The organism is Actinomarinicola tropica, assembly GCF_009650215.1.
Taxonomy (GTDB): Bacteria; Actinomycetota; Acidimicrobiia; order Acidimicrobiales; family SKKL01; genus Actinomarinicola; species Actinomarinicola tropica.
In genome coordinates, this window is record NZ_CP045851.1 from 2,197,082 (window position 1) to 2,221,729 (window position 24,648).

Consider the following 24,648-nt stretch of genomic DNA (forward strand, 5'->3'; position numbering starts at 1 on the left):
CAGACCACCCTGAGTGTCCTGTCCGACCGTCCCGGCCGGTGGTGCCCAGCCCCATCGACGAGACGAGGAAGGCAGCCACCAGCATGACCCAACCCGAACCCGGCATCTACGGCGGTGTCGACACCCACCGCGATGTGCACGTCGCAGCGGTGGTCGACCAGACCGGCCGGATCCACGACGTCGAGTCGTTCCCCGCCACCCCGGCGGGCTACCGCCAGCTGCTCGGATGGATGCGAGGCCATGGCGAGGTCGTCCGGGTCGGAGTTGAAGGCACCGGCAGCTACGGCGCCGGCCTGGCCCGCCACCTGGTCAGCAACGGGGTCGACGTGGCGGAGGTCAATCACCCCAACCGCCAGACCCGCCGTCAGCGAGGCAAGAACGACACCGTTGACGCCGAAGCCGCCGCCCGAGCTGCGCTCAACGGTGAAGCTACCGCTGTTCCCAAAGCCGCAGATGGAATCGTCGAGTCGATCCGCGCTCTGCGGGTGGTGTTCTGCTCGACCCGCAACGCTCGCACACGGATCGCCAACCAACTCCGAGACCTCGTCGTGACCGCTCCTGATGCGCTCCGCCAGGACCTCGAGCCGCTCGACACACCCGAGCGTGTCGAACGTGCTGCCCGGTTCCGGCCCGCCAACCCCGTCCACCCGGTCGAAGCCATCAAGCTCGCCATGCGAACCCTCGCCCGCCAACACCAAGCCCTCACCGGCGATCTCGACAACCTGCGCCGCCAGTGGAGTTGCCCCGCTTCGGTGGACACCTGATTCTGGGGGAGACCCTGGAGGAAGGAGGCCCGTGTGGGTCGTCCAGCGAAGTACCCCGCCGAGTTCCGTCGTGAGGCAACCGCCAAGCGAACCACGCTCTCTGGCGCATCGCCATGGTCCGACTCACCTGCGACCCCGCCACCCGCGCCTACGCCCAACGACGACGCGCCGAAGGCAAGACCACCCGCGAGATCATCCGTTGCCTGAAGCGCTACATCGCTCGCGAGGTCTACCGGCACCTCACCAACCCCCAGCCCATCGCCGACCGAACAGAGCTCCGAGCCGCCCGCACAGCCGCTGGACTCAGCCTCCGTCAAGCCGCCGACGCCCTCAGCACCATCCCCAGCCGCCTCAGCGAGATCGAACGAGACATCCGCCGCAACGGTGACCTCGAAGCCCGCTACCGAACCTGGCTCGGCCTCACAGCCGCTTGACCACCCATAGGAGCATCAGCGAACGTCCCGCTCGTCAGGTGGTGAGGTCCAGCCGCCAGACGACCTCGATGCCGATCTCGCCGGGGGCGCTCACCTCGTCGGGGTGCTCCTCGATCCGGCTGAAGCCCGCCTTCTCGGCCACCCGGCCACTGGCGAGGTTGGCCGCGTCGTGGTGGATCTCGAGGCGGTCGACCCCGTCGACCGTGGACACGGCGCCGACCACGGCACCCACCGCCGCCGAGGCGACACCCCGACCCGTGCGGTCGCTCCGCACCCAGTAGCCGACCTCCAGGCCGCCCGGACCGATCCGTCGGTGTGCCCCGCAGGCACCGAGCAGCTCCCCGCCTGCTGCATCGACGATCGCGAAGCTGAAGTCGCTCCCGGCGTCCCAGGCCGTCATCCACGTCTCGACCAGCCCGCAGCGCTCGGCGAAGGTCAGCGGCTCGCCGGCCACCCACGGCATCCACGGGCGGAGGTGCTCGAGGTTCGCCAGCACGAGCACGTGGAGGGCCGAGGCGTCCTCCGGGCGCCACCGGCGCACCTCGACGCCGACGACGGCGATCGGTTCGGCGGGCTGGGCGGCCATGCCCCAGCCTGCCCGCGAGCGCGGCGCACGGCGAGCCGGTTGTGCGCTGAGTCAGCCGAGGGTGCCGAGGACCGCCTCGAGATCGGCGGGCAACGGCGAGGTGGCCTCGACCGGCTCGCCGGTCACCGGGTGGGCGAACGAGAGGCGCGCCGCGTGGAGGAAGGGACGATCGACCGGGACGGGGCTGCGTGCGCCGCCGTAGCGGTCGTCGCCGACCACGGGGTGGCCGATGGCCGCCATGTGCACCCGGATCTGGTGGGTGCGCCCGGTCTCGAGCCGGCAGCGGACGAGGGCGAGGGGCACGGGGTTGTCGAAGGTGCGCACGACCTCGTAGTGGGTGCGGGCGTGGCGGCCCCGGTTGGACACCGCCATCCGGGTCGGGTCACGCCCGGAGCGACCGATCGCCGCGTCGACGACCCCGTGGGTGGCCTCCGGTCGGCCCCACACCAGCGCCAGGTACTCGCGCTCCACGTCGTGGGCGGACAGCGCGGCGACGAGGGCGTCGTACGCCCGGGGCGTCCGGGCCACGGCGAGCAGGCCGCTCGTCCCCTTGTCGATGCGGTGGACGATGCCCGGCCGCTCGGGCTCACCGACGTCGACGATCTCCGGGTAGCGGGCGACGAGGGCGTTGACGAGCGTGCCGTCGAGGTTCCCCGCCCCCGGGTGGACCACGAGGCCGGCCGGCTTGTCGATGACCACGACGTCGTCGTCCTCGTGCACGACCCGCAGGTCGATCGATGCGTCCGGCGCGACGAGCGGACCCTCCGGGACATCGGGGAGCACGATCCGCACGCGCTGGCCCTCGCGCACCTTGATCGAGCCCTTGGTGACCTCGTGTCCGTCCACGAGGACACCGCCGTCGGCCAGGATCGACGACGCCTCCGAGCGCGTGACGGCGGTCAGCATCGCCACCACCCGGTCGACCCTCTCCCCGTCGAGCGCCGCGGGGATCGTCTCCTCGACGGCGGTCACACGGCCTCCGGTCCGGAGCTGGAGTCGGCGTCGGCCTCGCGTGGCGAGCTCTCCCCGAGCCGCCAGGTGCCGACGAGGAGCAGCAGCGCCCCGCCGACCACACCGATGTCGGCGACGTTGAAGATCGGCCACCACTGGAGGTCGATGAAGTCGACGACCGCCCCGCCGAGGAACCCGGACCCGTCGCGGAAGATCCGGTCGACGAGGTTGCCGAGGGCGCCGCCGACGATGATGCCGGCCGCGAAGAGGTTGAGCCGGCCGGGCACCGTGCGGATGAAGCGCAGCAGGGCGATGACCACCACGACGACGATCACGGCGAACACCGGGCCCATGCCGGAGCCCATGCTGAACGACGCCCCGGTGTTGAACGCCAGGTTGAACCTCAGGCTGCCCACGAGGTCGATCGTGCGGTCGTCGGACAGCGCGCCGAGCGCCCAGTGCTTCGTCGCCTGGTCGAGGGCGACGACGACGGCCGCGATCCCGAGCGCCCGGATCCAGCGGGCCGACCCGGCCGCCGCTCGGTTCACCGGTGGCCGAAGCCCCCGACCTTGTGCTCGACGCGCACCGACGCCCACGGGATCGCCTCGAGGCGCTCCTTCGGGATCGGCTCGCCGGACACCGTGCAGATGCCGTAGGTGCCGTCGTCGATGCGGGCCAGGGCGGCCTCGATCTCCTCGACGGCGGCGAGGGCCTGGGCGGACAGCGCGAGGTCGCGGTCGCGCTCGACGGCCACGGTGTTGGCGTCGCCCGACTCCTCGTCGAACTGGACGTCGCCGGGGTCGCCGTCCTGGGTGAGCGAGTCCGCCTCCTGGCGGAGGGACGTCGCCTGGCGCATGTAGCGCTCGCGCTCCTCCTCGAGGGCCTTGCGCTGCTGCTCGATGAAGCTGGCGCTGAACGGCGAGCCCTTGGCGGAGGCCTTCTTGGCCGGAGCCTTCTTCGCGGGTGCCTTGGCCGCGGGGGCCTTCGTCGCGGGCACCTTCTTCGCCGGCGCCTTCTTCGCCGGCGCCTTGGCTGCGGGGGCCTTCTTGGCGGGGGACTTCGTCGCGGGCGACTTCTTCGCGGGCGCCTTGGCGGCAGGCGCCTTCTTCGCCGGAGCCTTCTTGGCCGTCGAGCCCTTCGACGTGGACGTGGTGGCCTTGGCCATCAGGAGTTCCTCTCAGCTGCGACGGGTGCGACGACGCGGACCGTGCCCGCGGTCCCGTCCGGGTCGGTCGATGGTCGGGGGAGCCTATCTGGTCCCGCACGCGTGTCGATCTCACCCGGGGCGCAGGGGTGCCGCCGGTATGCTGCACGGGCTGCCCGACCCCCTCACGAGGCCCTCTCCGATGACCGATCAGCCGTACCCCACCGTCGATCCGCGCCCCTCGTTCCCCGAGATCGAGCGGCGCATCCTCGACCTGTGGGCCCGCGAGCGGACCTTCGAGCGGTCGATCGAGCAGCGCGACGCCGGACCGAGCGGCGAGAACGAGTACGTCTTCTACGACGGCCCGCCGTTCGCCAACGGGCTCCCCCACTACGGGCACCTCCTCACCGGGTACGTGAAGGACGTCGTGCCCCGCTACCAGACGATGCGCGGCCGGCGCGTCGAGCGCCGCTTCGGGTGGGACTGCCACGGCCTCCCGGTCGAGATGGAGGTCGAGAAGGAGCTCCAGGTCCAGGGGCGCGCCGCCATCCAGGACTTCGGCATCGACCGCTTCAACGACACCTGCCGCACGTCGGTCATGCGCTACACGTCCGAGTGGGAGGACTACGTCACCCGCCAGGCCCGCTGGGTCGACTTCACGAACGACTACAAGACCATGGACCTCGCCTACATGGAGTCGGTCATGTGGGCGTTCAAGCAGCTGTGGGACAAGGGGCTCGTCTACGAGGCCCACCGGGTGATGCCCTACTCGTGGGGCGCCGAGACGCCGCTGTCGAACTTCGAGATCCGCCTCGACGACGCCACCCGCCCCCGCCAGGACCCGGCGCTCACCGTGTCGTTCACGCTCGACCCCCGCCCCGGCGACCCGGGACCCATGCGGATCCTCGCCTGGACCACCACGCCGTGGACGCTGCCGTCCAACCTGGCCCTCGCCGTCGGCCCCGACCTCGACTACGCCATCCTCGAGGAGGACGGCGACCACTTCATCATCGGCGCCGCCACGCTCGAGAAGTACGCGGCACAACTCGAGGGCACCCGCCAGGTCGGCACGATCAAGGGCTCCGAGCTGGTCGGCCGCACCTACGAGCCGCTGCTCCCCTACTTCGCCGACACGCCCGACGCGTTCCGGATCCTCGCCGGCGACTTCATCGACACCGCCGAGGGCACCGGCGTCGTGCACATCGCCCCCGGCTTCGGCGAGGACGACCAGCGGATCGCCGAGGAGGCCGGGATCGGCCTCGTCGTCCCGGTCGACGACGCCGGTCGCTTCACCGAGGACGTGCCGGAGTGGGCCGGTCAGAACGTGCTCGACGCCAACCCCGACGTGATCCGCCACCTGAAGGAGCTCGGCCGGGTCGTCAAGCACGAGACCTACGAGCACAACTACCCGCACTGCTGGCGGACGGACACGCCGATCATCTACCGGGCGCTGTCGTCCTGGTACGTGCGGGTCACCGACTTCCGCGACCGGATGGTCGAGCTCAACCAGGAGATCAACTGGATCCCCGAGCACGTCCGTGACGGTCAGTTCGGCAAGTGGATCGCCGGCGCCCGCGACTGGTCGATCTCCCGCAACCGCTTCTGGGGATCACCGATCCCGGTCTGGAAGAGCGACGACCCGCAGTACCCGCGCGTCGACGTCTACGGTTCGCTCGACGAGCTCGAGCGCGACTTCGGCGTCCGCCCGACCGACCTGCACCGCCCGGCGATCGACGAGCTCGTCCGCCCGAACCCCGACGACCCCACCGGTCGGTCGATGATGCGGCGCGTCCCCGAGGTGCTCGACTGCTGGTTCGAGTCGGGGTCGATGCCCTTCGCCCAGGTGCACTACCCGTTCGAGAACCGGGAGTGGTTCGACGACCACCACCCGGGCGACTTCATCGTCGAGTACATCCCCCAGACGCGCGGCTGGTTCTACACGCTGCACGTGCTCGCCACGGCCCTGTTCGACACGCCGGCCTTCCGCAACGTCATCTGCCACGGGATCGTGCTCGACAGCACCGGACGCAAGCAGTCGAAGCGCCTCCGCAACTACCCCGACCCCGAGGCCGTGTTCGAGCAGCAGGGCGCCGACGCGCTCCGCTGGTACCTCATGTCGTCGCCGATCCTCCGGGGCGGCGATCTGCGCATGCACGAGGACGCCTCCGACATCACCGAGGTCGTCCGCCAGGTCCTGATGCCGGTCTGGAACGCCTACTCGTTCTTCACGCTCTACGCGAACGCCGACGAGCGCCGAGCCGAGCGGCGGACGGACTCGACCCACGTGCTCGACCGCTACGTGCTGGCCAAGGCCCACGAGCTCGTCGCCGAGGTCACCGAGCGGATGGACGCGCTCGACATCGCGGGGGCGGCCGGGGCGATCACCTCCTTCATCGACGCGCTGAACAACTGGTACATCCGCCGGTCCCGCGAGCGCTTCTGGGGCGGCGAGGGCGGCAGCGGCTCCGCCGACGCCCACGACACGCTCTACACCGTGCTCACGACCCTCATGCGCGTGGCCGCGCCGCTGCTCCCCCTCGTCAGCGAGGAGATCTACCGCAACCTCACCGGCGAGCCGAGCGTCCACCTCACCGACTGGCCCGACGCCGACGACCTCCCCGCCGACCCCGCCCTCGTCGCGGCGATGGATCGCATCCGCGACGTGTGCACCGCCGCGCTCTTCCTCCGGGAGGACAACGGCCTGCGCACCCGGCTCCCGCTGTCGTCGCTCGTCGTCGCCGGCGCGGACGCCGAGACGTTGCGGCCCTACGTCGACCTGGTCCGCGACGAGGTGAACGTGAAGTCGGTCGAGCTGACCGACGACCTGGCGGCGCACGCCGAGTTCATCCTGAAGCCGAACGGCCGGGTCCTCGGGCCCAAGCTGGGCGGCGACGTCCAGAAGGTCATGGCCGCGGCACGCAGCGGCGAGTGGAGCGCCGACGGCGACCGGGTCGAGGTCGCCGGCCACGTGCTCGAGCCCGGCGAGTTCGACCTCACGCTGCGGTCGCGGGAGGGCGAGGTCAGCCAGGCCCTGCGCACGAACGACGCCGTCGTCGTCCTCGACGTCGACGTCACGCCGGAGCTCGCCGCCGAGGGTCGAGCGCGCGACCTCGTCCGCATCGTGCAGCAGGCCCGCAAGGACGCCGACCTCGTCGTGACCGACCGGATCGACCTGCGGATCGACGCGGACGGCGATGCCGCCGACGCCCTCGCGGCGCACCGCGACTGGATCGCGACGCAGGTGCTGGCGACCACGATCACCGAGGGCAGCCCGACCGGAGAGGGCCACACCGCGCGCGGTGACGTCGACGGCTCGACCGTGACGATCGAGGTCCGCCGGGCCGGCTGACCCCGCGGGCCGGAGCTCAGCGCCGGCGGCCGAACCGCCGGGTGCGCTCCTCCTCGTCGTCCTGGTCGAAGAACGCGGCCATGGCCGCGTCGTCGTCCTCGGCGTGGGTCTCGGCGCGCGGATCCTCGCTGCTGACCGCCCGCCTCAGCTCGTCGAGGTGCGACGAGCCGACGTCGTCGGGATCGGCCCCGACCACCGGCGTGGCCTGCGTGGGCGGACCGCCGTCGGTGAGGTCGACGGACTCGTCCTCGGCCCGGGGGGCGAACAGCGTGCCCGCCGCCCGGTCGTCGTCCTCCGCGAGCTCGCGCTCGGCGGGATCGGCGGCGGGGCCGTCCCAGCCGACCGGAGGCGGCGGGAGGTCCTCGAGGTCGTCGCCGTCGGCGTCGTCGGTGGCGCCCGAGGTCATCGGAGCGGAGAGGTCGACCGCCGGCTCCTCGCTCCCCGAGGGCTCGGGGTCGGCGCCGGGGACGGGGGCCACGCGCAGCGACTCGTCCTCGACGGCGGCCCGCAGCTGGTCGACCTGGTGGCGGAGGCGATCGCGCTCGGCGTCGAGGTGGGCGCCGAGCTCGACGATGCGGTCGTGCAGCTGGCCGCGTCGACCCTCGAGGTCGCGGATCTCGGCCTGGAGGCGGTCGCGGGTGGCGCCGACCTCGCGGCGCACCTGCTCCTCGGCCGAGGCGATCATGCCGTCCGCCTTCTGGCGGGCCTCGGCGACGATGCGAGCCGCCTCGTCCTGCGCCTCCTTGATGGCGGCGTCGGCCGTGCGCTGGGCGAGCACGAGCGTGCGCCGCAGCGTCTCGTCGGAGTCGCCGCGGTCACGGGAGGACGACTCGGCCTCGGCGGCCCGCTTCTCGGCCTCGGTGACGCGCTGCTCGAGCTCGCGCAGCCGCGTGTGCTGACGGGCGAGGTCCGTCGCCGCCCGGTCGAGGAACTCGTCGACCTCGTCGAGGTCGTAGCCCTTCTTGGCCTCGCCGAACTCGACGGTGCGGAGCAGCTCAGGGGTCAGATCCATGGGTCGGATGCTAGCGAAGCGCCGCGCGCCGACCGTGTCAGCGCCGGTCACCCGACGTTCAGCAGATGATGCCCATGAGGATGTTGACGCCGAAGAGCACGATCAGCGGCGAGAGGTCGAGGCCCATGGCCCCGATGCGCACCGGCGGGATGGCCCGACGCAGCGGGCCGAGCACCGGCTCGGTCAGTGCGTACAGCACCGTGGCGATGGGCTCGACCGGTGAGCCCCGACTGATCGGGAACCAGCTGAGGACGATCCTGGCGAGCAGGACGAGCATGTAGGCCGTGAGCAGCCAGCAGATGACGTCCACTCGTCAGGAGTCGTAGAGGCCGCGCTCCTGGAGGCGCTGGCGCTCCTCCGCGGAGACCTCGACGTCGACCGGGGTCAGCAGGAAGACGTCGGTCGCGACCTTCTCCATCTGACCGCCGATCCCGTAGCAGAGCCCGCTGGTGAAGTCGACGAGGCGACGCGAGAGGTCGCGGTCGACCCCTTGCAGGTTGATGATGACCGGCTGCTTCGACTTGAAGGTGTCGCCGACCTCCTGGGCGTCGCTGAACGAGCGAGGGGCGACGACGTGCGGCTTGGCGTTCGGCCGGGGGATCGTGCGCACACCGCTCGCGACGGCGGTGGACGCCGCCGGCGTGACCCGGACGCGCTCGTCGCGTGCGGACGGCACGGGCTGCACGGTGGGCTGCTCGGGCGGCCCGCCGTGGGTGGGGAAGCGCATCGACCCGCCCGCCTCGCGCTCGGGGCGGGTCAGCGGCGAGACCGACGCAGCACGATCCGGGACGGGCTGGACGGACCGGGGCTGCACGGCCCGGCTGGCGGGGCGGGGCTGCACGGCCCGTGGCTCCTCGGCCGGGGGCGGCGCCGGGGCGCGCCGGACGGGCTGGTCGTCGTAGTCGTCGTACTCGTCGTCGTCGCCCAGTCCCAGTTGGACCATGGCCTTGCGCCACATGCTCGACATACGGCTCCTCTCGAAGTGGCTTCGATGCTACTTCGCGCCAGGTGGCGACACGCGGCGCGGCCCGAACAGAGCGGTCCCGAGTCGGACCATGGTCGTGCCGCAGGCGACCGCCGCCTCGAGGTCGCGCGACATCCCCATCGACAGGGTGCGGAGGCCGAGGCGGTCGCGCGCGGCTCGCACGCGGTCGAACGCCGGGCGGGGGTCGACCTCGGGATCGGTGGGTCCGACGGTCATCAGACCGTCGACGTCGAGGCCCAGATCGATGAGCGACCCCACCAGGCGGTCGAGCTCGGCGAGCGGGCAGCCGCCCTTGCCGGGCTCGTCGGTGGCGTCGACCTGGACGAGGACGCGTGCCCCGGGGGCTCGCCGGGCGATCTCCTCGCCGAGCGGCAGTCGATCGACGCTCTGCCACAGGTGGACGTGCGGCGCGATCTGGCGGACCTTGTTGCGCTGGAGCCGACCGATGGCGTGCCACCGCGGGGCGGGCGAGAGGTCGGCGAGCGCGTCGACCTTGGCGAGCATCTCCTGGGCGTAGTTCTCGCCGACGTCGACGAGGCCGTGCGCGCCCGCGGCACGCACGACGTCGGGCCCGAACCCCTTGGTGACCGCGAGGACCTGGATCGACCCGGGCTCGGCCCCGGCCGCCGCCAGCCGCGCCCGGACGACGTCGAGGCGGTCGGCGACCGTGCCGGTCACGGTCCCCCTAGCGGAGGAACGACGGCACGTCGAAGTCGTCGTCGCCGTCGATGTCGACGTCGGCGTCGTCCTCGCCACCGAAGATGTCGGGGGTGTCGCCGGTGTCGACCGGCTCGCGGTCGAGCAGCGAGGACCGACGCTCCGGCGCCGCGGAGGTGCCGGCCTTCTTGTTCTCGTCCCAGCGGTCGAACCCGGCGGCGATCACCGTCACGCGGATCTCGTCGCCCATCGCGTCGTCGATCACCGCGCCGAAGATGATGTTGGCGTCGGGGTGGGCGACGGCGTGGATGACCTCGGCGGCCTCGTTGACCTCGAGCAGGCCGAGGTCGCTGCCGCCCGACACGTTGAGCAGGATGCCGCGAGCGCCCTCGATCGACGCCTCGAGCAGCGGGGAGGAGATGGCGGCGCGCGCGGCGTTGAGCGCGCGCCCCTCGCCGGAGCCGAAGCCGATGCCCATGAGGGCGGAGCCGGCGTCGTGCATGATCATCTTCACGTCGGCGAAGTCGGTGTTGATGAGGCCGGGCGTGGTGATGAGGTCGGTGATGCCCTGCACGCCCTGGAGGAGGACCTCGTCGGCCATCTTGAAGGCGTTCAGCATCGACGTCTTGTCGTCGGCGATGGTGAGGAGCCGGTCGTTCGGGATGACGATCTGGGTGTCGACCTTCTCCCGCAGGCGCTGGATGCCGGCCTCGGCCTGGACCGAGCGGCGTCGCCCCTCGAAGGAGAACGGACGGGTGACGACGCCGATGGTCAGCGCGCCGAGCGCCTTCGCGATCTCGGCCACGACCGGCGCCGCGCCGGTGCCGGTGCCGCCGCCCTTGCCCGCGGTGATGAAGACCATGTCGGCCCCCTCGAGGGCCTCCTCGATCTCCTGGCGGTGGTCCTCGGCCGCCTGGCGGCCGACCTCGGGGTCGCTGCCGGCACCGAGGCCGCGCGTGAGCTCGCGCCCGATGTCGAGCTTCACGTCGGCGTCGCTCATGAGCAGCGCCTGCGCGTCGGTGTTGATGGCGACGAACTCGACGCCCTTCAACCCGGCGTCGATCATGCGGTTGACGGCGTTGACGCCGCCGCCACCGACGCCGACGACCTTGATGACGGCCAAGTAGTTCTGCGGGATGCCGGCCATGGCGGGGGCTACCTCCACCTCGGGGAACGGGACTGTGAACGAGGCTGGCTCGCCGGAACCGGCCGAAGGCCGGGCAACGCGCGGTCGCCCGGCCTCACGATGAACTCGAGGTCGAGTGAACCCTCGACCTCGACTGAGGGGTCAGACGGTACCGGCGACATCGGAACGGGGTCAAGGAACACGAGGGGCGCCCTCATCCGGTCGCCTCCCCGTCCTGATCGTCCTCGGTGTGCTCGACGCGGGTGACGACGGGGTTCGACGGCACCCGGACGTCGACGACGTCGAGGTCGTCGAGGGCCACCTGCGAGAGGATCGTCGACGCCGCGAGGACCTGCTCGTCGACGGCGCGGAGGTCACCGAAGCGGATGTGGCCGCCGTCGGTCCGCGCCGCCCCCTCGGCGTCGACCTCACCCGGGCGGGGGTGGAGCCGGATCCAGGTCTCGCCCTCGTCGAGGACCACCGCCGCGGTGGCGCTGCGCACCTCGCCGTCGAGGGCCGTGACGAGGTCGATCACGTGGGCGGGGAGGTCCTCGACGCGCCCGCCGACCGCGGCGGGGCTCGCGCCCTCGACCACCACGTGACCGGCGACGACGTCGGTCGCCGAGGCCTCGTCGAGCACGACGGCCTCGCGGTCGACGAGCCAGCTCCGCCCGTCCGCTCCTGCGACGACCGCGACCGGCACCCGTTCGACGACCTCGACGCTCACCGTGCCGCCCCAGGAGCGGTGGACGGTCGCCTCGGCCACCCAGGGCAGCGCCGCGACCCGGGTGCGCGCGGCGTCGAGGTCGAGGTCGGTGAGGGTCTCGCCCCGCACGATGCCCGTCGCCTCGGTGACCGCCGCCTCCCCCGAGCGTGCCGCGCCGCGCACGACGACCTCGTCGACGTCGAGCAGCGGACTGCGCGTGGCGGCCCACGCGGCCGCGACGACGAGGGTGAGGACCACGAGGACGATCAGCTTCCGGAGGCGGCGCCGTCCCTCGGAGCGACGGACCTCGATCCGCCGGGCCCGGATGCGGGCGTCGATCCCCGGTGGGCTCGGTGGTCGCTCGAGGACCGAGCCGCTCACGGCTGCTCCTCGGGGTCGGGGAGCCGCGCACCGACGATGCGGGTCTCGGGCTCGAGCAGGACGCCGGCGTGGTCGAGCACCCGTCGGCGGACCTCCGCCATCACGGCGAGGACGTCGTCGGCCGAGCCGCCGTCGTCGGCCTGGATGAAGTTGGCGTGCTTGTCCGACACCGCGGCCGTGCCGATGCGGAAGCCCTTGGCCCCGGCGGCGTCGATGAGGCGGCCGGCGCTGTCGCCGGGCGGGTTGGTGAACACCGAGCCGGCGTTCTGGCCACCGGGCTGGTGCGCGCGGCGCCAGCGGACGATGTCGGAGATCTCCCTCTCGGACGCCCCACGGTCGCCGGGGGACAGCTCGAGCACGGCCTCGACGACGACCTGCGAGGGCCGCACGTTCGAGTGCCGGTAGCGGAGCTCGAGGGCGGACGCGGGCACGGCCACATCCTCGCCGCCTCGCAGGTCGATGACGTGGATGCTGCGCAGCACGGCGGCCATGTCGGAGCCGTGCCCACCGGCGTTCATGCGCACCGCGCCGCCGACCGATCCCGGCACGCCGACCGCCCACTCGAACCCGGCGAGCCCCGCGGCCGCCGTGCGCCGCGCGACCACGGGGAGCGACGCGGCACCGCCGGCTCGCACCGTGGTGGCCTCGACGTCGATGTGCGCGAGCCCCTCCCCCAGCGTCAGTGCCACGCCCTCGAAGCCGGCGTCGGCGACGAGCAGGTTGGATCCCCGCCCGACCACCAGGACGGGCACGTCGAGGCCGCGGAGGGCGTCGGCCACCGCGCGGAGGTCGTCGACGGAGTCCACGTCGACGAGCGCGGCAGCCGCGCCACCCACCCTGTAGGTGGTCAGCGGACCGAGCGGCGCGTCGTGACGGGCCCGGTCGCCGAGGCGGTCGAGCGCGAGGGCGAGGTCGCTCACGGAGCACCCTCGGTCAGCGCGGGCAGCAGCTCGTCGGCGAGGCGGGTGATGTCGCCGGCGCCGAGGGTGAGGCACAGGTCGCCGGGGACGAGGAGGCGCGCGAGCGTCGGCACGAGCGCGGACCGGTCGTCGAGGTAGCTGAGCTGCATCTCGGGGTGGGCGGCGACGACGGCGTCGGCGATCATCCGTCCGCTCACGCCGGGGATCGGATCCTCGCCCGCCGGGTCGAGCGCGGTGACGACCACCACGTCGGCCCCGGTGAAGCTGTCGGCGAACTCACGCCACAGGTCGGCGGTCCGGCTGTAGCGGTGGGGCTGGAAGACGACCACCACACGGCCCCACCCCCCGCTCGCTGCGGCCCGCACCACGGCGCGGACCTTGCCGGGGTTGTGGGCGTAGTCGTCGACGAGGGTGACGCCCGCCGCCTCGCCCCGGCGCTCGAACCGCCGGCCCACACCTGCGAACGTCGCCAGCGTCGCGGCACCTTCCTCGAGCGGCACGCCGAGGCCGGCGGCGGCGAGGAGGGCGCCCGCGGCGTTCGTCGCGTTGTGCTCTCCCGGCAGCGGCAGCGCGACGTCGACGACCCGCCCACCGTCGTGGAGCGAGAACGTGGTGCGGCCACGGTCGATCGCGACGTCGGCGACCCGGAGGTCGGCGTCGGGTGCGATCCCGTAGGTGCGGGCGCCGTGTCGACGCCCGAGGCGGGCGGCGATCGGGTCGTCCGCACAGACGACGCGGTCCTCCCCGGCCTGGTCGAGGAACCGGTCGAACGCCTGCTCGATCGCGTCGAGCGTGCCGTAGTGGTCGAGGTGGTCGGCTTCGACGTTGGTGACCACCACCCGGGACGCGCCGAGCTCGAGGAACGTCCCGTCGCTCTCGTCGCCCTCGACCACGAACCACCCGCCGGGGGTCCACCGCACACCGCCTGCGGCGCCCCCGAGGTCGCCGCCGACGATGAACGACGGGTCGCGGCCGGTCTCGAGGAGGACGTGCACGAGCATCGCCGTCGTCGTCGTCTTGCCGTGCGTGCCCGAGACCGCGACCGTCGGCCGGGTGCGGGCGATCGCCCCCTGCGCGGCCGGCCGTCCGGCCACGGGCACACCGTGCGCACGGGCGGCGACGACGTCGGGGTGGTCCGGGCGGACGGCCGTCGAGGCCACGACGAGGTCCGCCGCCGCAGCGCGCTCGGGATCGACGCCGACGTGGGCGTGCACGCCGGCCGCCCGCAGGCGGGAGAGCACCGGCACGTCGTTCGGGTCGGACCCCGAGACCGTGTGACCCATCCCCGCGAGGATCTCGGCGATGGCGCTCATCGCCTTGCCCCCGACGTAGACGACGTGGACGGCGCGCGGCTCGTCGAGGCGCAGGTCGGTCGCGTGCAGCTCAGCCACGGGCGTGCTCCTCGCAGAGCGCGGCGACGCGTCGAGCGGCGTCCGGGTGCCCGGCGTCGAGCGCGGCGCGTCCCGTGGCGGCGAGGACGGCGCGGTCCGAGATGAGCTCCGCGACGACGGCCTCGAGCCGCGCGCCGGTGAGCTCGGCGTCGGCGACGATGCGGGCCGCACCGACCTCGACGAGGAGCTCGGCGTTGGCGCGCTGCGCGTCGCGGGGAGCGATGGGGAGCGGGACGAGGATGGAGGCCAGCCCGACGACCGCGAGCTCGGCCACGGTGGACGCCCCCGACCGACCGATGAAGAGGTCGGCGGCCGCCATCCACCGCGGCGTCTCGTCCTCGTACTCGACGGGGTCGTACACGAGCCCGCCGTCGACCGTCGTGGGCGTCGGCGCGTGCTCGGTGTGCCAGTCCCGGCGACCGATGACGTGGCGGACGTGGACGTCGTCACGCTCGGCGAGGCGGCCGACGAGGTCGATGACGGCTCGGTTGACCGAGCGCGCGCCGAGGCTGCCGCTCTGGACGAACACGAGCACCTGGTCCTCGCCGACGCCGAGCTCGGCGCGGAGCGCCGCCCGGCGGACCGGATCGGCGGCGACCTCGGCCGCCTCCACGATCTCCGGCCGGACCGGGTTGCCGGTGACGACGGCGCGCGGCAGGTCGGTACGCGCAGCGGGCACGGCGCAGGCGCGCGCGACACGCCCGGCCAGGCGGTTCGCCAGCGACGCCCGGGCGTTCTGCTCGGTCACGACCACCGGCACCCGCCAGATCGCCGCGCCGACGACCCCGGGGACGGCGGCGTAGCCGCCGAGCGACAGGACGACCGAGGGGCGCAGTCGACGCACGACCCCGATGCCCCGGACGACACCACGCACGATGCCCCACGCGGCGCGCAGGTTCTCGAGGTTCACCCGTCGGTCGTTCAGTCCCCGCCCGGGCAGGACGGTCAGGGGGTGCCCGGCCGCAGGGACCATCGAGGTCTCGGTCCCGCGAGCCGACCCGAGGAAGTGGATCGACTCGGGTGGGTGCCCGGCGTCGACGAGGGCCCGGGCCACGGCCAGTCCGGGGACGACGTGTCCGGCGGTCCCCCCTCCGGCGACGAGGCACCACGTGCGCGGCTCGGTCGGCGGCACGGGGTCGGTCATCGTTCCAGTGTCGCCCCTCCACGGGCCTGGCGGGCCACGTTGAGCAGGATCCCGGTGGCCGCCATCGTCGAGAGCATCGAGGACCCGCCGAAGGAGACGAACGGCAGCGGGACGCCGGTGATCGGGAGGATGCCGACCACGGCGCCGATGTTGACGAACGCCTGAGCCGCGAGCCAGGTGGTGATGCCGACGGCCAGCAGGGTGCCGAAGCGGTCGGGGGCCCGCAGCGCCGCGGCGACGCCGAGCCAGCACAGCGCCATGACCAGGAGGACGACGGCCGACGCACCGAGCAGGCCGGTCTCCTCGGCGATGATCGCGAAGACGAAGTCGGTGTGGGCGAAGGGCAGGAAGCCCCACTTCGAGCGACTGGCGCCCAGGCCGACGCCCAGCCAGCCGCCCTGCGCCGTCCCGATCAGGCTCTGGATCGTCTGGTAGCCCTCGCCCCGGGGATCGGCCCACGGATCGAGGAAGCCCGAGACGCGTGCGCGGCGGTAGGGCGCGGCGAGCGCCAGCCCCACCGCGGTGACGGCTGCACCCATCGAGATGCCCGCGAGGGGCAGCAGCGGCATCCCCGAGACGAGCAGCATCGCGCCGACGATCGCGCCGGTGACCATCGTCGTGCCGAGGTTCGGTTGCAGCATCAGGAGGGCGCAGACGATGCCGGCCATGATGAGCACCGGCTGCAACGTCAGCCGGAGGTGGCCGATGCGGTGGGCCCGGCGGGCGAGCAGGTCGGCGATGAACAGGATCAGGCCGAGCTTGGCGAACTCCGAGGGCTGGATCTGGATCGGGCCCGCGCCGAGCCACCGCGTGGAGCCGTAGACGCTCACGCCGATCCCCGGCACGAGCACGAGTCCGAGAGCGACGATCGAGCCGAGGAGCAGCGGAGAGGCGAGGCGGCGCCACAGCCGGTAGTCGATCCGCATGGTGACGACGAGGACGACGAGGCCCACGGCGAGCCAGATGACCTGGCGCTTGACGAAGTACCAGGACGACCCGAACTGGTAGAGGCCGACGACCGACGACGCCGACATCACCATGACGAGGCCGACGACGCACAGCAGCAGGACGACGGTGAGGAGGCCGAGGAAGACCCCGGTGCGCCGACCGCTCGGTCGGCCGAGCCGCAGGCGGGGCCGCGACCGCTCGGGTCGGGTGGTGAGAACCGTCACGCCGAGGCCTCCTCGATCATCGAGCGGACGAGCCGGGCGAAGTCGTCGCCCCGTTCGCCGTAGTTCGCGTACCAGTCCTGCGAGGCGCCCCCGGGCGACAGGAGCACGACGTCACCGGGTCGGGCGGCGGCACGGGCCGCGGCCACGGCCTCCGCCATCGACGACGCGGTCGTGACCGCCACACCGGCGCCACGGAAGAGCGCCTCGAGGGCAGGGGCCGACTCGCCGATGGCCACGACGGCCCGGAGCCGCTCGGGCAGGCTCGCCAGCGGTGAGGGGTCGAGCCCCTTGCCCTTGCCACCCGCGATGAGCACCACGGCGTCGAAGCCGCTGATCGCCGCCACCGCGGCCTGGGGGACGGTGGCCTTGGAGTCGTCGACGTAGCGGACGCCGTCGAGCTCGCCCACGGGTGCGACGCGGTGCGGGAGCCCGGTGAAGGCGCGCAGCACGTCGGCCACCGCCGCGGTGGACGCACCGGCGGCCCGGGCCGTCGCCGCCGCGGCGAGGGCGTTGGCGATGTCGTGGGGCTGCCGGCGCGGCAGCTCGTCGACCGCGACGATCCGCTCCCCGTCGTCGGCGACGAGCCAGCCGTCGACCACCCGGTAGTCGCCCTGCGTCGGGGAGAAGGTGACGCGGCGCGCCGGACCGGCGTGCGCCATGACGACGGGGTCGTCGGCGTTGAGCACCGCGACGTCGTCGGCCGACTGGTCGCGCAGCAGCTGGGCCTTGGCCGCCTCGTAGGCCTCGAGCGAGGCGTGGACGTCGAGGTGGTCGGGGGCGAAGTTGAGCCAGGTGGCCACGGCGGGAGCGAACCGGTGGGAGTGCGCGATGCGGAACGACGACGCCTCGACGACGAACACGTCGATCGACGGGTCGTCGATGGCCTCGACGAGGGGCACGTCGGTGTTGCCCGCCGCCACGGCGCGACGTCCGCTCGCGGTGAGCATGTCGGTGACGAGGGTCGTCACCGTGGTCTTGCCGTTGGTGCCCGTGACCGCGATGCGGGGCCGGTCGTCCCACTCCCCCGCGAGGTCGAGCTCGGAGCGGATGGGCGTCCCCAGCGAGCGGGCGACGACCATCGCCGGATGGCGATCGGGGACGCCGGGGCTCGGCAGCAGCCGGTCGGCGCGGGCGACGAGGTCCCGGACGTCGGACGGGTCGGGCGCCGGCACGAGGGTGACGCCGAGCTCGTCGGCGGCGTCGCGCACCGCGTCGGTGGGGCGGTCCTCGATCGCGACGACGTCCTCGCCCCGATGACGCAGCGCCGCGGCGACGGCCCGGCCGGTGATGCCGAGCCCGACGACCAGGTTGGCGATGCGTCCGGCGGTGCGCTCGGTGGTCACGGCGTCACCTGCCCACGCCGGTGATCGAGATGTAGTCGGCGTAGTAGGTCCCGAGGGCGATCGCGGTGGACATGCCGGCGAGGATCCAGAACCGGATGATGATCTTGGTCTCGGGCCAGCCCGCCAGCTCGAAGTGGTGGTGGATCGGCGCCATCCGGAAGATGCGCTTGCCGGTGAGCTGGTAGCTCCCGACCTGGAGGATCACCGACATCGTCACGAGGACGTAGAGCCCGCCGACGATCGGGAGCAGCAGCTGGGTGTTGTTGCCGAGCGCGAGGGTCGCGAACGCCGCGCCGATGGCGAGGGCGCCGGTGTCGCCCATGAAGATCTGCGCCGGGGAGGCGTTCCACCACAGGAAGCCGGTGCAGGCACCGAGCATCGCCGCGGCGACCACGGCCAGGTCGAGGGCGTGCGCGTACTCGTAGACCCCGGGGTTGCGGAAGGCCCAGAAGCCGATGACGGTGAAGGCGGCGAACCCGAGAGCCGCAGATCCGGCGACCAGGCCGTCGAGGCCGTCGGTGAGGTTGACCGCGTTGGTGCTGCCCAGGATGAGCAGGAGCGCCCACACCGCCCAGCCGCCGTTGCCGAGGTCGATGCCGAGCGTCCCTGCCCGGGTGAACGACAGCTCGGTGGACACGTTGGTGAACGCGAGCATCGACACGGCGAAGCCGCCGGCGACGAGCACCAGCCCCGTGGCCTTCGCCCGCTTCGTGAGCCCGAGGTTGCGCTCGCTCGTCACCTTGATCCAGTCGTCGATGAAGCCGACGACGCCGGCGAGGGCGATGGTGACGACGATGATGAGCCCCGTCCGCGTGTAGACGCCGCGGAACAGGTTGGTGATGCCGTAGGCGAACAGGAGCCCGAGGACGATGGCGATGCCGCCCATGGTGGGGGTCCCGGCCTTGATCGTGTGCCCCTCGGGCACGTCCTCGTGGATCGGCTGGCCGATCTCGTGCTCGGTGAGCCAGGTGATGAGGTAGCGGGTGGCGCCGAGCGAGACGACGAGTCCGACGCCGGCGGCGATGAGCAGCTGGATCACGCGCACCCACCTCCGAGCCGGGCGTGCTCCTCGCGGACGACGACCGCGTCGTCGAACGGGCGCTGCTCCCCCGCGACCTCCTGGTACTTCTCGTGACCCTTGCCGGCGACGATGACGAGGTCGCCGGGTCCGGCCGCCTCGAGCGCCGTCGCGATGGCCGCGCGGCGGTCGGGCTCGACGACGACCCCCTCGGTGCGGCGCACCCCCGCGAGCGTGTCCTCGATGATCGACCGTGGGTCCTCGCTGCGCGGGTTGTCACTCGTGAGCACGACGGTGTCGGCGAGGCGGTCGGCGACCTCTCCCATCGCTGGCCGCTTGGTGCGGTCCTTGTCGCCGCCGCAGCCGAACACGACGTGGACGCGGTGCTCTCCGACGACCTCCCGGGCCGCCTCGAGGACCCGCGCCAGGCCGTCGGGCGTGTGGGCGAAGTCGACGACGACGGTGTAGGGCGCGCGCAGGTCGATCACCTCGAACCGACCGGCGATCGACGGCAGCCGGGCCAGGCCGTCGGCGACCGCCTGCGGTGAGGCACCGAGCAGCGCCGCGGTCGTCGCCGCGGCGAGGGCGTTCGAGACGTTGAAGCGCCCGCCGAGCGGCAGCTCCACGGCGACGTCGCGCCATGTGAAGCGCGAGCGGTCGAGGCCGAGCTCGAGGTCGGCGGCGTCGTCGAGCGAGTAGCCGACGGTGGGGACCTGGGCGGCGTCGAGCAGCAGGCGGCCGTACGGGTCGTCGAGGTTGACGACGGCGCGCTCTGCCAGCTCCGGCTCGAACAGCCGGGCCTTGGCCTGGAAGTAGGCCTCCATCGTGCCGTGGTAGTCGAGGTGGTCGCGGCTGAGGTTGGTGAAGACGGCGACGCGGAAGCGGGTGGCGTCGACGCGGTGCTGGGCGAGGGCGTGCGACGAGACCTCGATCGCCGCGGCGGTCCGCCCGCTGTCACGCAGCTCGGCGAGGCGGCGCTGCAGCTCGGGCGCCTCCGGCGTCGTCCGCACCCCGGAGAGCGTGCCGATCACGCCGGTCGGACGGCCCGATGCCTCGAGGATCGCCTGGACCATGTGGGTGACCGTGGTCTTGCCGTTGGTGCCGGTGACGCCCACGACATCGAGCGCGGTGGACGGACGCCCGTGGACCTCGGAGGCGAGCAGCGCCATGGCCGACCGCCCGAAGCGGGTGCGGATCTCGGGCACGCCCAGGCCGAGCGGGCGCTCGCACAGGAGGGCCACCGCACCCGACTCGATCGCGGCGGCGGCGTGGTCGTGGCCGTCGGAGGTCTGGCCGACGAGCGCGCAGAAGATCGAACCCGGCGTCACCGCGCGGGAGTCGAGCACGACGTCGGCGACGCGGATCCCCTCGGTCGAGCCGGCGACGGAGAGCTCGGGCATCGCCTCGCGGAGGGTCGCCACGAGGGCGTCGAGCTCGACGTCAGCCACGGGCCGCGACCTCGTCCTCGTCGCCACGACCGGCGGGTTCGGCACGCACCCGGCCGGCGGGCTGCTCGTCGCCGTCGGGCAGGGTGTCGACGGTGAGCACGCCGTCCTCGTCGGTGGTGACCGGCGGGACGTCGAGGACCCGCAGCGCGTGCTCGGCGATCTGCGAGAACGCCGGGGCCGCCGCCGATCCCCCGGAGTAGACGTTGCCCGGCTGATCGATCACGACGATCACCGAGACACGCGGGTCGTCCACCGGGGCGAACCCCACGAAGGTCGCCATGTAGTCGTGGCCTCCGGCGGCGTTCTCGAACGACCCGTCCTCCTGCTGCTTCCACGCCGTGCCGGTCTTGCCGGCGACCTCGTAGCCGGGCACGGCGGCCTGCGAGCCGGTGCCGTCCTCGACCACCCCGGTCAGCATGTCGGCCAGCTCGTTGCTCGTGCGCTCGGAGACGACGCGGTGGGAGCCCTGCTGGGGCTCAGGGTGGCGGACCCCCTCGGGGTCGATGCGGGCCTCGACGAGGCGGGGGGCGACATAGACACCATCGTTGGCGATCACGTTGTACGCCGCCAACACCTGCATGGCCGTCGTCGACACGCCGGTGCCGATCACGACGCCGGCGTAGTCGGAGCCGTGCCACTCCTCCCAGGGCCGCACGAGGCCCGCGGCCTCGCCGGGGAAGGACAGGCCCGTCGGCCGGCCGAAGCCGAACCGGTCCAGGTAGTCGCCGATGCGCTCGTTCCCCAGCTCGCCACCGACGCGGATCGCGCCGACGTTGGACGACTCGACGAGGATGCGCCGCAAGGGCCACGTCTCGGTGCCGTGCTGAGAGGCGTCCTGGAACTCGTGCCCGCCGACCGTGAGCGCGTAGGGGACCTCGATCGGCCGGTCGGGGGTGCTCAGCCCCTCCTCGAGCGACGCCCCGATGGTGACGACCTTCAGGACCGAGCCGGGCGCGAAGCTGTCGACGACCGTGCGGTTGTAGCCCGCCGGCACGACCTCCCCGGTCGCCTCGTCGACCGAGAGGCTGGCCATGGCCAGGATCTCGCCGGTCCCCGGCACCATGACGATGACCATCCCGCCCCGGGCGTCGGTCTCCTCGATGCGAGCGGCGAGCGTCTGCTCGACGACGTACTGCAGGTTGCGGTCGAGGGTGAGCACCACGTCGTCGCCGGGACGAGCGGGCTGCAGCTGGTGCTCCCCCACGGGGATCTGCACGCCGGCGGCCAGGCTGCGCTCGTAGAGCACCTCGCCGGGTGTGCCGGTGAGGACCTCGTCGAACTGCTGCTCGAGACCCGAGACGCCGATGCCGTCGAGGTCGGCCCGGCCGAGCACGGCCATCGCGGTCTGGCCCGCCGGGTGCGTGCGGGTCGGCTCGGGCTGGATGAAGATGCCGGTGAGGCGCTCGGCGCGCACCGCTGCGGCCACGTCGTCGTCGACCTGGCGCGCCAGGTACTCGAAGGCCGAGTCGGCGCCGAGGCGCTCCTCGAGCACCGCGACGTCGGCGTCGAGGATCGGGGCGAGCCGTGCCGCCGCCTCGGCGGGGTCCTCCACCATGCGGGGATCGGCGACGATCGTCGACGCCGGGACCGACAGGGCCAGCTCGGCGCCGTTGCGGTCGAGCAGCGAGCCGCGGGAGGCAGGCAGCGTCTCGGCCCGGATGCGCTGGGACTCGCCGTAGGCGACGAACCGCTCGTCACCGACGACCTGGAGGTCGACGAGCCGGCCGACGATGCCGGCGAACGTCAGGGTGAGGACCGCGAGGAGACCCACGAGCCGCCCGCGGGGCGGTCCGACCATCCGCTGCCCGGATCGTGGGGTGGCCGTCCCCAGGATCGGGTGGCGGACGCTCACGGCGCCGCCAGACCCGGCTCGTCCGGCGGCGGGGCCGGGACCGTGCCATCGGCCGGCGCGTCGGGGAGGAGGTACACGCGGTCCTCCGGGACGACCATGCCGAGCTCGGTGGCCGAGGCGACGACCGCGGCCGGCGACTCCAGTCGCGCCACCTCGACGCGGCGGGCGTCGATCTGGTCGCGACGCTCGGCGACGCTCTGCTCGAGGCGGTCCTTCTCGAACTGGGCCTGGACGACGAGGCTGTGCATCGCCGCGAGGGCGAACACGCCGAGGAACACGGCCACCAGGCACATCGTCGACAGGAGGCCGACGCTCAGGCGCTTGGGGCGCGCCGGCGGTTCGACCAGCCGGAGCGGCGGACGCGACGGGGCGGTGCGGGGACCGTGGTCGGGGACGCCGGGGGCCCGGCGACGCGCGGGCGCGCCGGTGGCACGGGCGGCGGCAGCCTCCGCCGCGGCGGCGAGGCGGCGGCTCTCGCCTGTCGTGAGGACGCTCATGCCGCACCCCCGAGCTTCTCGACGGCGCGCAGGCGGGCGCTCGCCGAGCGCGGGTTGCCCTCCTGCTCGGCCGCGGACGGCGTCCACCCGCCACGGCGGAGGAGGCGGACGGACGGCGTCGCCCCGCAGACGCAGGGCAGGCCGGGCGGGCAGGTGCAGCCGCCCGACTCGGCGTGCAGGAAGCGCTGCTTGACGATGCGGTCCTCGCCGGAGTGGAAGGTCAGGGCGAGGCACCGCCCGCCAGGGGCGAGCACCTCGATGGCCTGGTCGACGGCGTCGGGCAGGACCGCGAGCTCCTGGTTCACCTCGATGCGGATCGCCTGGAAGGTGCGGGTCGCCGGATGGCCGCCGCGACGACGGGCCGGCGCGGGGATGGCGTCGCGGACGACCTCGGCCAGCTGCGTCGTGGTCCGGAGGGGGCGCGCGGCGACGATCGCACGCGCGATGCGGCGGGCGTGGCGGTCCTCGCCGTGGGCGACGAGGACGCGCCGGAGCCGCTCCTCGTCGTAGGTGTTGACCACCTCGTCCGCGGTGAGCGAGCGCCGCCGGTCCATGCGCATGTCGAGCGGCCCCTTCTGCCGGTAGGAGAAGCCGCGTGCTGCCTGGTCGAGCTGGGGCGAGCTGACGCCGAGGTCGAAGAGGACGGCGACCACCGGCTCGCCGTCGGCCAGCTCGGCGCGGACGGCGTCGGCCAGCTCGTCGAAGCGCCGGCGACGGACGACGGCCCGGTCGCCGAGGTCGGCGAGCGACGACCGCGCGGCCTCGACGGCCGTGTCGTCCTGGTCGAGCCCGACCAGGCGGAGGTCCGGTCGGGAGCGCAGGATCGCTGCGGCGTGACCGGCCCCACCGAGGGTGGCGTCGACGTAGACCCCTGCCGGCACCTCGGCGACGAGGGCCACGATCTCGTCGAGCATCACGGGCCGGTGCGCGAAGGACCCGGCCGTGGTCGGCTCGTTCGGCTGGGCGTCGGGATCGGTCATGGTCAGGGCCTCTGCGGCTGGTCCGCTCGTCTGCAACCCCCCGGCCACCGAACGCCCGCCGGGATGTCTCCCCGGTCGGGCTGAATGGGAAGCGGGCGGAGTAGGGGCCTTCCATCTCGGAGGCCGGGAGGTTGCAGGCGAGCGGCGGGTGCGCCGCAGGTCGGTGGTGCAGGGACGGGGGGCGGCCGCCGGCTCAGATGCCCAGGTCGACGACGGCATCGGCGAGGTTCTGGTCGGCGGTGGTGGCGACGTCGTTCCAGCGATCGACGCTCCAGATCTCGATGCGGTCGAGACGGCCGTTGACGATCAGGTCACGCTCGAAGCCCGCGAAGTCGCGGAGCCTCTGCGGGATGGAGATGCGGCCCTGCGAGTCGGGGCGCACCTCGGCGGCGTCGGCCGCGAAGACGCGCAGCGCGTCGGAGCTGACCTGCCCCTCCCGCACCCTGTCTCGCAGCAGTGACGCCACCGTCTCGAACTCCTCCGGGGTCCACAGGCCGAGGCAGCCATCGAGCTTGGACAGGAAGCCCCGATCCGCGACGTAGCTCCGGAACGTCGAGGGGAGGACGACCCGCCCCTTGTCGTCGAGCGAGTGCTCGAACGTCCCGACGAACACGGCGCTCCTTCGCTGGTCTGGGGCCGGCGCGGCCGGCGGCTCGATGACGGCAGCAGAGCGATCAGGACCCCTCCCTTTCGCCCCACTTCGTGCCACACTATGCCCCACTCCCCCACCAGTCAACCACCAGATGCACGAACGGGCCGGATGGCCCACCCGCTCCGACCACCACGGA

Annotated in this window: 24 protein-coding genes; 3 read left to right on the forward strand and 21 right to left on the reverse strand. The window is 73.1% G+C overall.

Annotation, left to right across the window (positions count from 1 at the left end):
• The first annotated feature begins 149 nt into the window (after positions 1 to 149).
• Together GH723_RS10750 and GH723_RS18835 are read left to right on the forward strand one after the other, a co-directional pair.
• Positions 150 to 764, forward strand: a complete 615-nt coding sequence (locus GH723_RS10750) for an IS110 family transposase (protein ID WP_229022777.1) — start codon at positions 150 to 152, stop codon at positions 762 to 764.
• 113 nt (positions 765 to 877) lie between these two features.
• Positions 878 to 1,198 (forward strand): helix-turn-helix domain-containing protein, encoded by a 321-nt coding sequence (locus GH723_RS18835; RefSeq protein WP_229022778.1) that lies wholly within the window; start codon positions 878 to 880, stop codon positions 1,196 to 1,198.
• Between the two features lie 34 nt (positions 1,199 to 1,232).
• Here GH723_RS18835 and GH723_RS10755 read toward each other — a convergent pair whose 3' ends face one another.
• The 4 genes from GH723_RS10755 to GH723_RS10770 are packed head-to-tail and all read right to left on the reverse strand — an operon-like array spanning position 1,233 to position 3,900.
• Positions 1,233 to 1,784 (reverse strand): GNAT family N-acetyltransferase, encoded by a 552-nt coding sequence (locus tag GH723_RS10755; protein ID WP_153759644.1) that lies wholly within the window; start codon positions 1,782 to 1,784, stop codon positions 1,233 to 1,235.
• Between the two features lie 51 nt (positions 1,785 to 1,835).
• Positions 1,836 to 2,756 carry an RluA family pseudouridine synthase gene (locus tag GH723_RS10760; protein WP_229022779.1) on the reverse strand — a complete coding sequence of 307 codons (921 nt, stop codon included), beginning with the start codon at positions 2,754 to 2,756 and terminating at the stop codon, positions 1,836 to 1,838.
• On the reverse strand, positions 2,753 to 3,283 hold the full coding sequence (gene lspA, locus GH723_RS10765; protein ID WP_195210246.1) for a signal peptidase II: 531 nt from the start codon (positions 3,281 to 3,283) through the stop codon (positions 2,753 to 2,755). The genes GH723_RS10760 and lspA overlap by 4 nt, the downstream gene beginning before the upstream one ends.
• The gene (locus tag GH723_RS10770; RefSeq protein ID WP_153759645.1) at positions 3,280 to 3,900 is read right to left on the reverse strand and encodes a TraR/DksA family transcriptional regulator; all 621 of its coding nucleotides are present in this window, start codon (positions 3,898 to 3,900) and stop codon (positions 3,280 to 3,282) included. Before GH723_RS10770 ends, lspA begins: the two co-directional genes overlap by 4 nt.
• A 139-nt stretch (positions 3,901 to 4,039) precedes the next feature.
• Between GH723_RS10770 and ileS the strand changes: the two genes are divergently transcribed.
• Positions 4,040 to 7,228 (forward strand): isoleucine--tRNA ligase, encoded by a 3,189-nt coding sequence (ileS, locus tag GH723_RS10775; protein WP_407650220.1) that lies wholly within the window; start codon positions 4,040 to 4,042, stop codon positions 7,226 to 7,228.
• Between the two features lie 16 nt (positions 7,229 to 7,244).
• Here the strand turns inward: ileS and GH723_RS10780 are convergent, their stop codons facing one another.
• The 17 genes from GH723_RS10780 to GH723_RS10860 all read right to left on the reverse strand — a co-directional run bounded on the left by GH723_RS10780 (position 7,245) and on the right by GH723_RS10860 (position 24,473).
• Positions 7,245 to 8,240, reverse strand: coding sequence for a DivIVA domain-containing protein (locus GH723_RS10780; protein WP_153759647.1), 996 nt, complete (start codon positions 8,238 to 8,240; stop codon positions 7,245 to 7,247).
• A gap of 58 nt (positions 8,241 to 8,298) precedes the next feature.
• Complete coding sequence (locus GH723_RS10785; protein ID WP_229022780.1) at positions 8,299 to 8,550, reverse strand: YggT family protein; 252 nt, start codon at positions 8,548 to 8,550, stop codon at positions 8,299 to 8,301.
• Positions 8,551 to 8,553: 3 nt separating this feature from the next.
• The gene (locus GH723_RS10790; RefSeq protein ID WP_153759648.1) at positions 8,554 to 9,207 is read right to left on the reverse strand and encodes a cell division protein SepF; all 654 of its coding nucleotides are present in this window, start codon (positions 9,205 to 9,207) and stop codon (positions 8,554 to 8,556) included.
• A 27-nt stretch (positions 9,208 to 9,234) separates the two neighbouring features.
• Entirely contained in the window at positions 9,235 to 9,903 is a 669-nt protein-coding gene (locus GH723_RS10795; protein ID WP_153759649.1) for a YggS family pyridoxal phosphate-dependent enzyme, read from the reverse strand.
• A 7-nt stretch (positions 9,904 to 9,910) separates the two neighbouring features.
• Complete coding sequence (ftsZ, locus tag GH723_RS10800) at positions 9,911 to 11,029, reverse strand: cell division protein FtsZ (protein ID WP_153761184.1); 1,119 nt, start codon at positions 11,027 to 11,029, stop codon at positions 9,911 to 9,913.
• 193 nt (positions 11,030 to 11,222) lie between these two features.
• The gene (locus GH723_RS10805) at positions 11,223 to 12,095 is read right to left on the reverse strand and encodes a cell division protein FtsQ/DivIB (protein ID WP_153759650.1); all 873 of its coding nucleotides are present in this window, start codon (positions 12,093 to 12,095) and stop codon (positions 11,223 to 11,225) included.
• A complete protein-coding gene (murB, locus tag GH723_RS10810) occupies positions 12,092 to 13,015 on the reverse strand; it encodes a UDP-N-acetylmuramate dehydrogenase (RefSeq protein ID WP_195210247.1) in 924 nt (307 codons plus the stop codon). Before murB ends, GH723_RS10805 begins: the two co-directional genes overlap by 4 nt.
• The gene (gene murC / locus GH723_RS10815; protein WP_153759652.1) at positions 13,012 to 14,406 is read right to left on the reverse strand and encodes a UDP-N-acetylmuramate--L-alanine ligase; all 1,395 of its coding nucleotides are present in this window, start codon (positions 14,404 to 14,406) and stop codon (positions 13,012 to 13,014) included. The genes murB and murC overlap by 4 nt, the downstream gene beginning before the upstream one ends.
• Positions 14,399 to 15,550, reverse strand: coding sequence for a UDP-N-acetylglucosamine--N-acetylmuramyl-(pentapeptide) pyrophosphoryl-undecaprenol N-acetylglucosamine transferase (locus GH723_RS10820; RefSeq protein WP_153759653.1), 1,152 nt, complete (start codon positions 15,548 to 15,550; stop codon positions 14,399 to 14,401). The genes murC and GH723_RS10820 overlap by 8 nt, the downstream gene beginning before the upstream one ends.
• Positions 15,547 to 16,722, reverse strand: a complete 1,176-nt coding sequence (ftsW, locus tag GH723_RS10825; protein ID WP_153759654.1) for a putative lipid II flippase FtsW — start codon at positions 16,720 to 16,722, stop codon at positions 15,547 to 15,549. The genes GH723_RS10820 and ftsW overlap by 4 nt, the downstream gene beginning before the upstream one ends.
• The gene (gene murD, locus GH723_RS10830; protein ID WP_153759655.1) at positions 16,719 to 18,065 is read right to left on the reverse strand and encodes a UDP-N-acetylmuramoyl-L-alanine--D-glutamate ligase; all 1,347 of its coding nucleotides are present in this window, start codon (positions 18,063 to 18,065) and stop codon (positions 16,719 to 16,721) included. Before murD ends, ftsW begins: the two co-directional genes overlap by 4 nt.
• A 4-nt stretch (positions 18,066 to 18,069) precedes the next feature.
• A complete protein-coding gene (mraY, locus tag GH723_RS10835; protein ID WP_153759656.1) occupies positions 18,070 to 19,104 on the reverse strand; it encodes a phospho-N-acetylmuramoyl-pentapeptide-transferase in 1,035 nt (344 codons plus the stop codon).
• Positions 19,101 to 20,531, reverse strand: a complete 1,431-nt coding sequence (locus GH723_RS10840; protein WP_153759657.1) for a UDP-N-acetylmuramoyl-L-alanyl-D-glutamate--2,6-diaminopimelate ligase — start codon at positions 20,529 to 20,531, stop codon at positions 19,101 to 19,103. Before GH723_RS10840 ends, mraY begins: the two co-directional genes overlap by 4 nt.
• Positions 20,524 to 22,302, reverse strand: coding sequence for a peptidoglycan D,D-transpeptidase FtsI family protein (locus GH723_RS10845; protein ID WP_229022782.1), 1,779 nt, complete (start codon positions 22,300 to 22,302; stop codon positions 20,524 to 20,526). The genes GH723_RS10840 and GH723_RS10845 overlap by 8 nt, the downstream gene beginning before the upstream one ends.
• A gap of 77 nt (positions 22,303 to 22,379) precedes the next feature.
• Positions 22,380 to 22,880 (reverse strand): hypothetical protein, encoded by a 501-nt coding sequence (locus tag GH723_RS10850; protein WP_153759659.1) that lies wholly within the window; start codon positions 22,878 to 22,880, stop codon positions 22,380 to 22,382.
• On the reverse strand, positions 22,877 to 23,860 hold the full coding sequence (gene rsmH / locus GH723_RS10855; protein ID WP_153759660.1) for a 16S rRNA (cytosine(1402)-N(4))-methyltransferase RsmH: 984 nt from the start codon (positions 23,858 to 23,860) through the stop codon (positions 22,877 to 22,879). Before rsmH ends, GH723_RS10850 begins: the two co-directional genes overlap by 4 nt.
• Positions 23,861 to 24,053: 193 nt before the next feature.
• Entirely contained in the window at positions 24,054 to 24,473 is a 420-nt protein-coding gene (locus GH723_RS10860; protein ID WP_153759661.1) for a division/cell wall cluster transcriptional repressor MraZ, read from the reverse strand.
• Positions 24,474 to 24,648 lie beyond the last annotated feature (175 nt).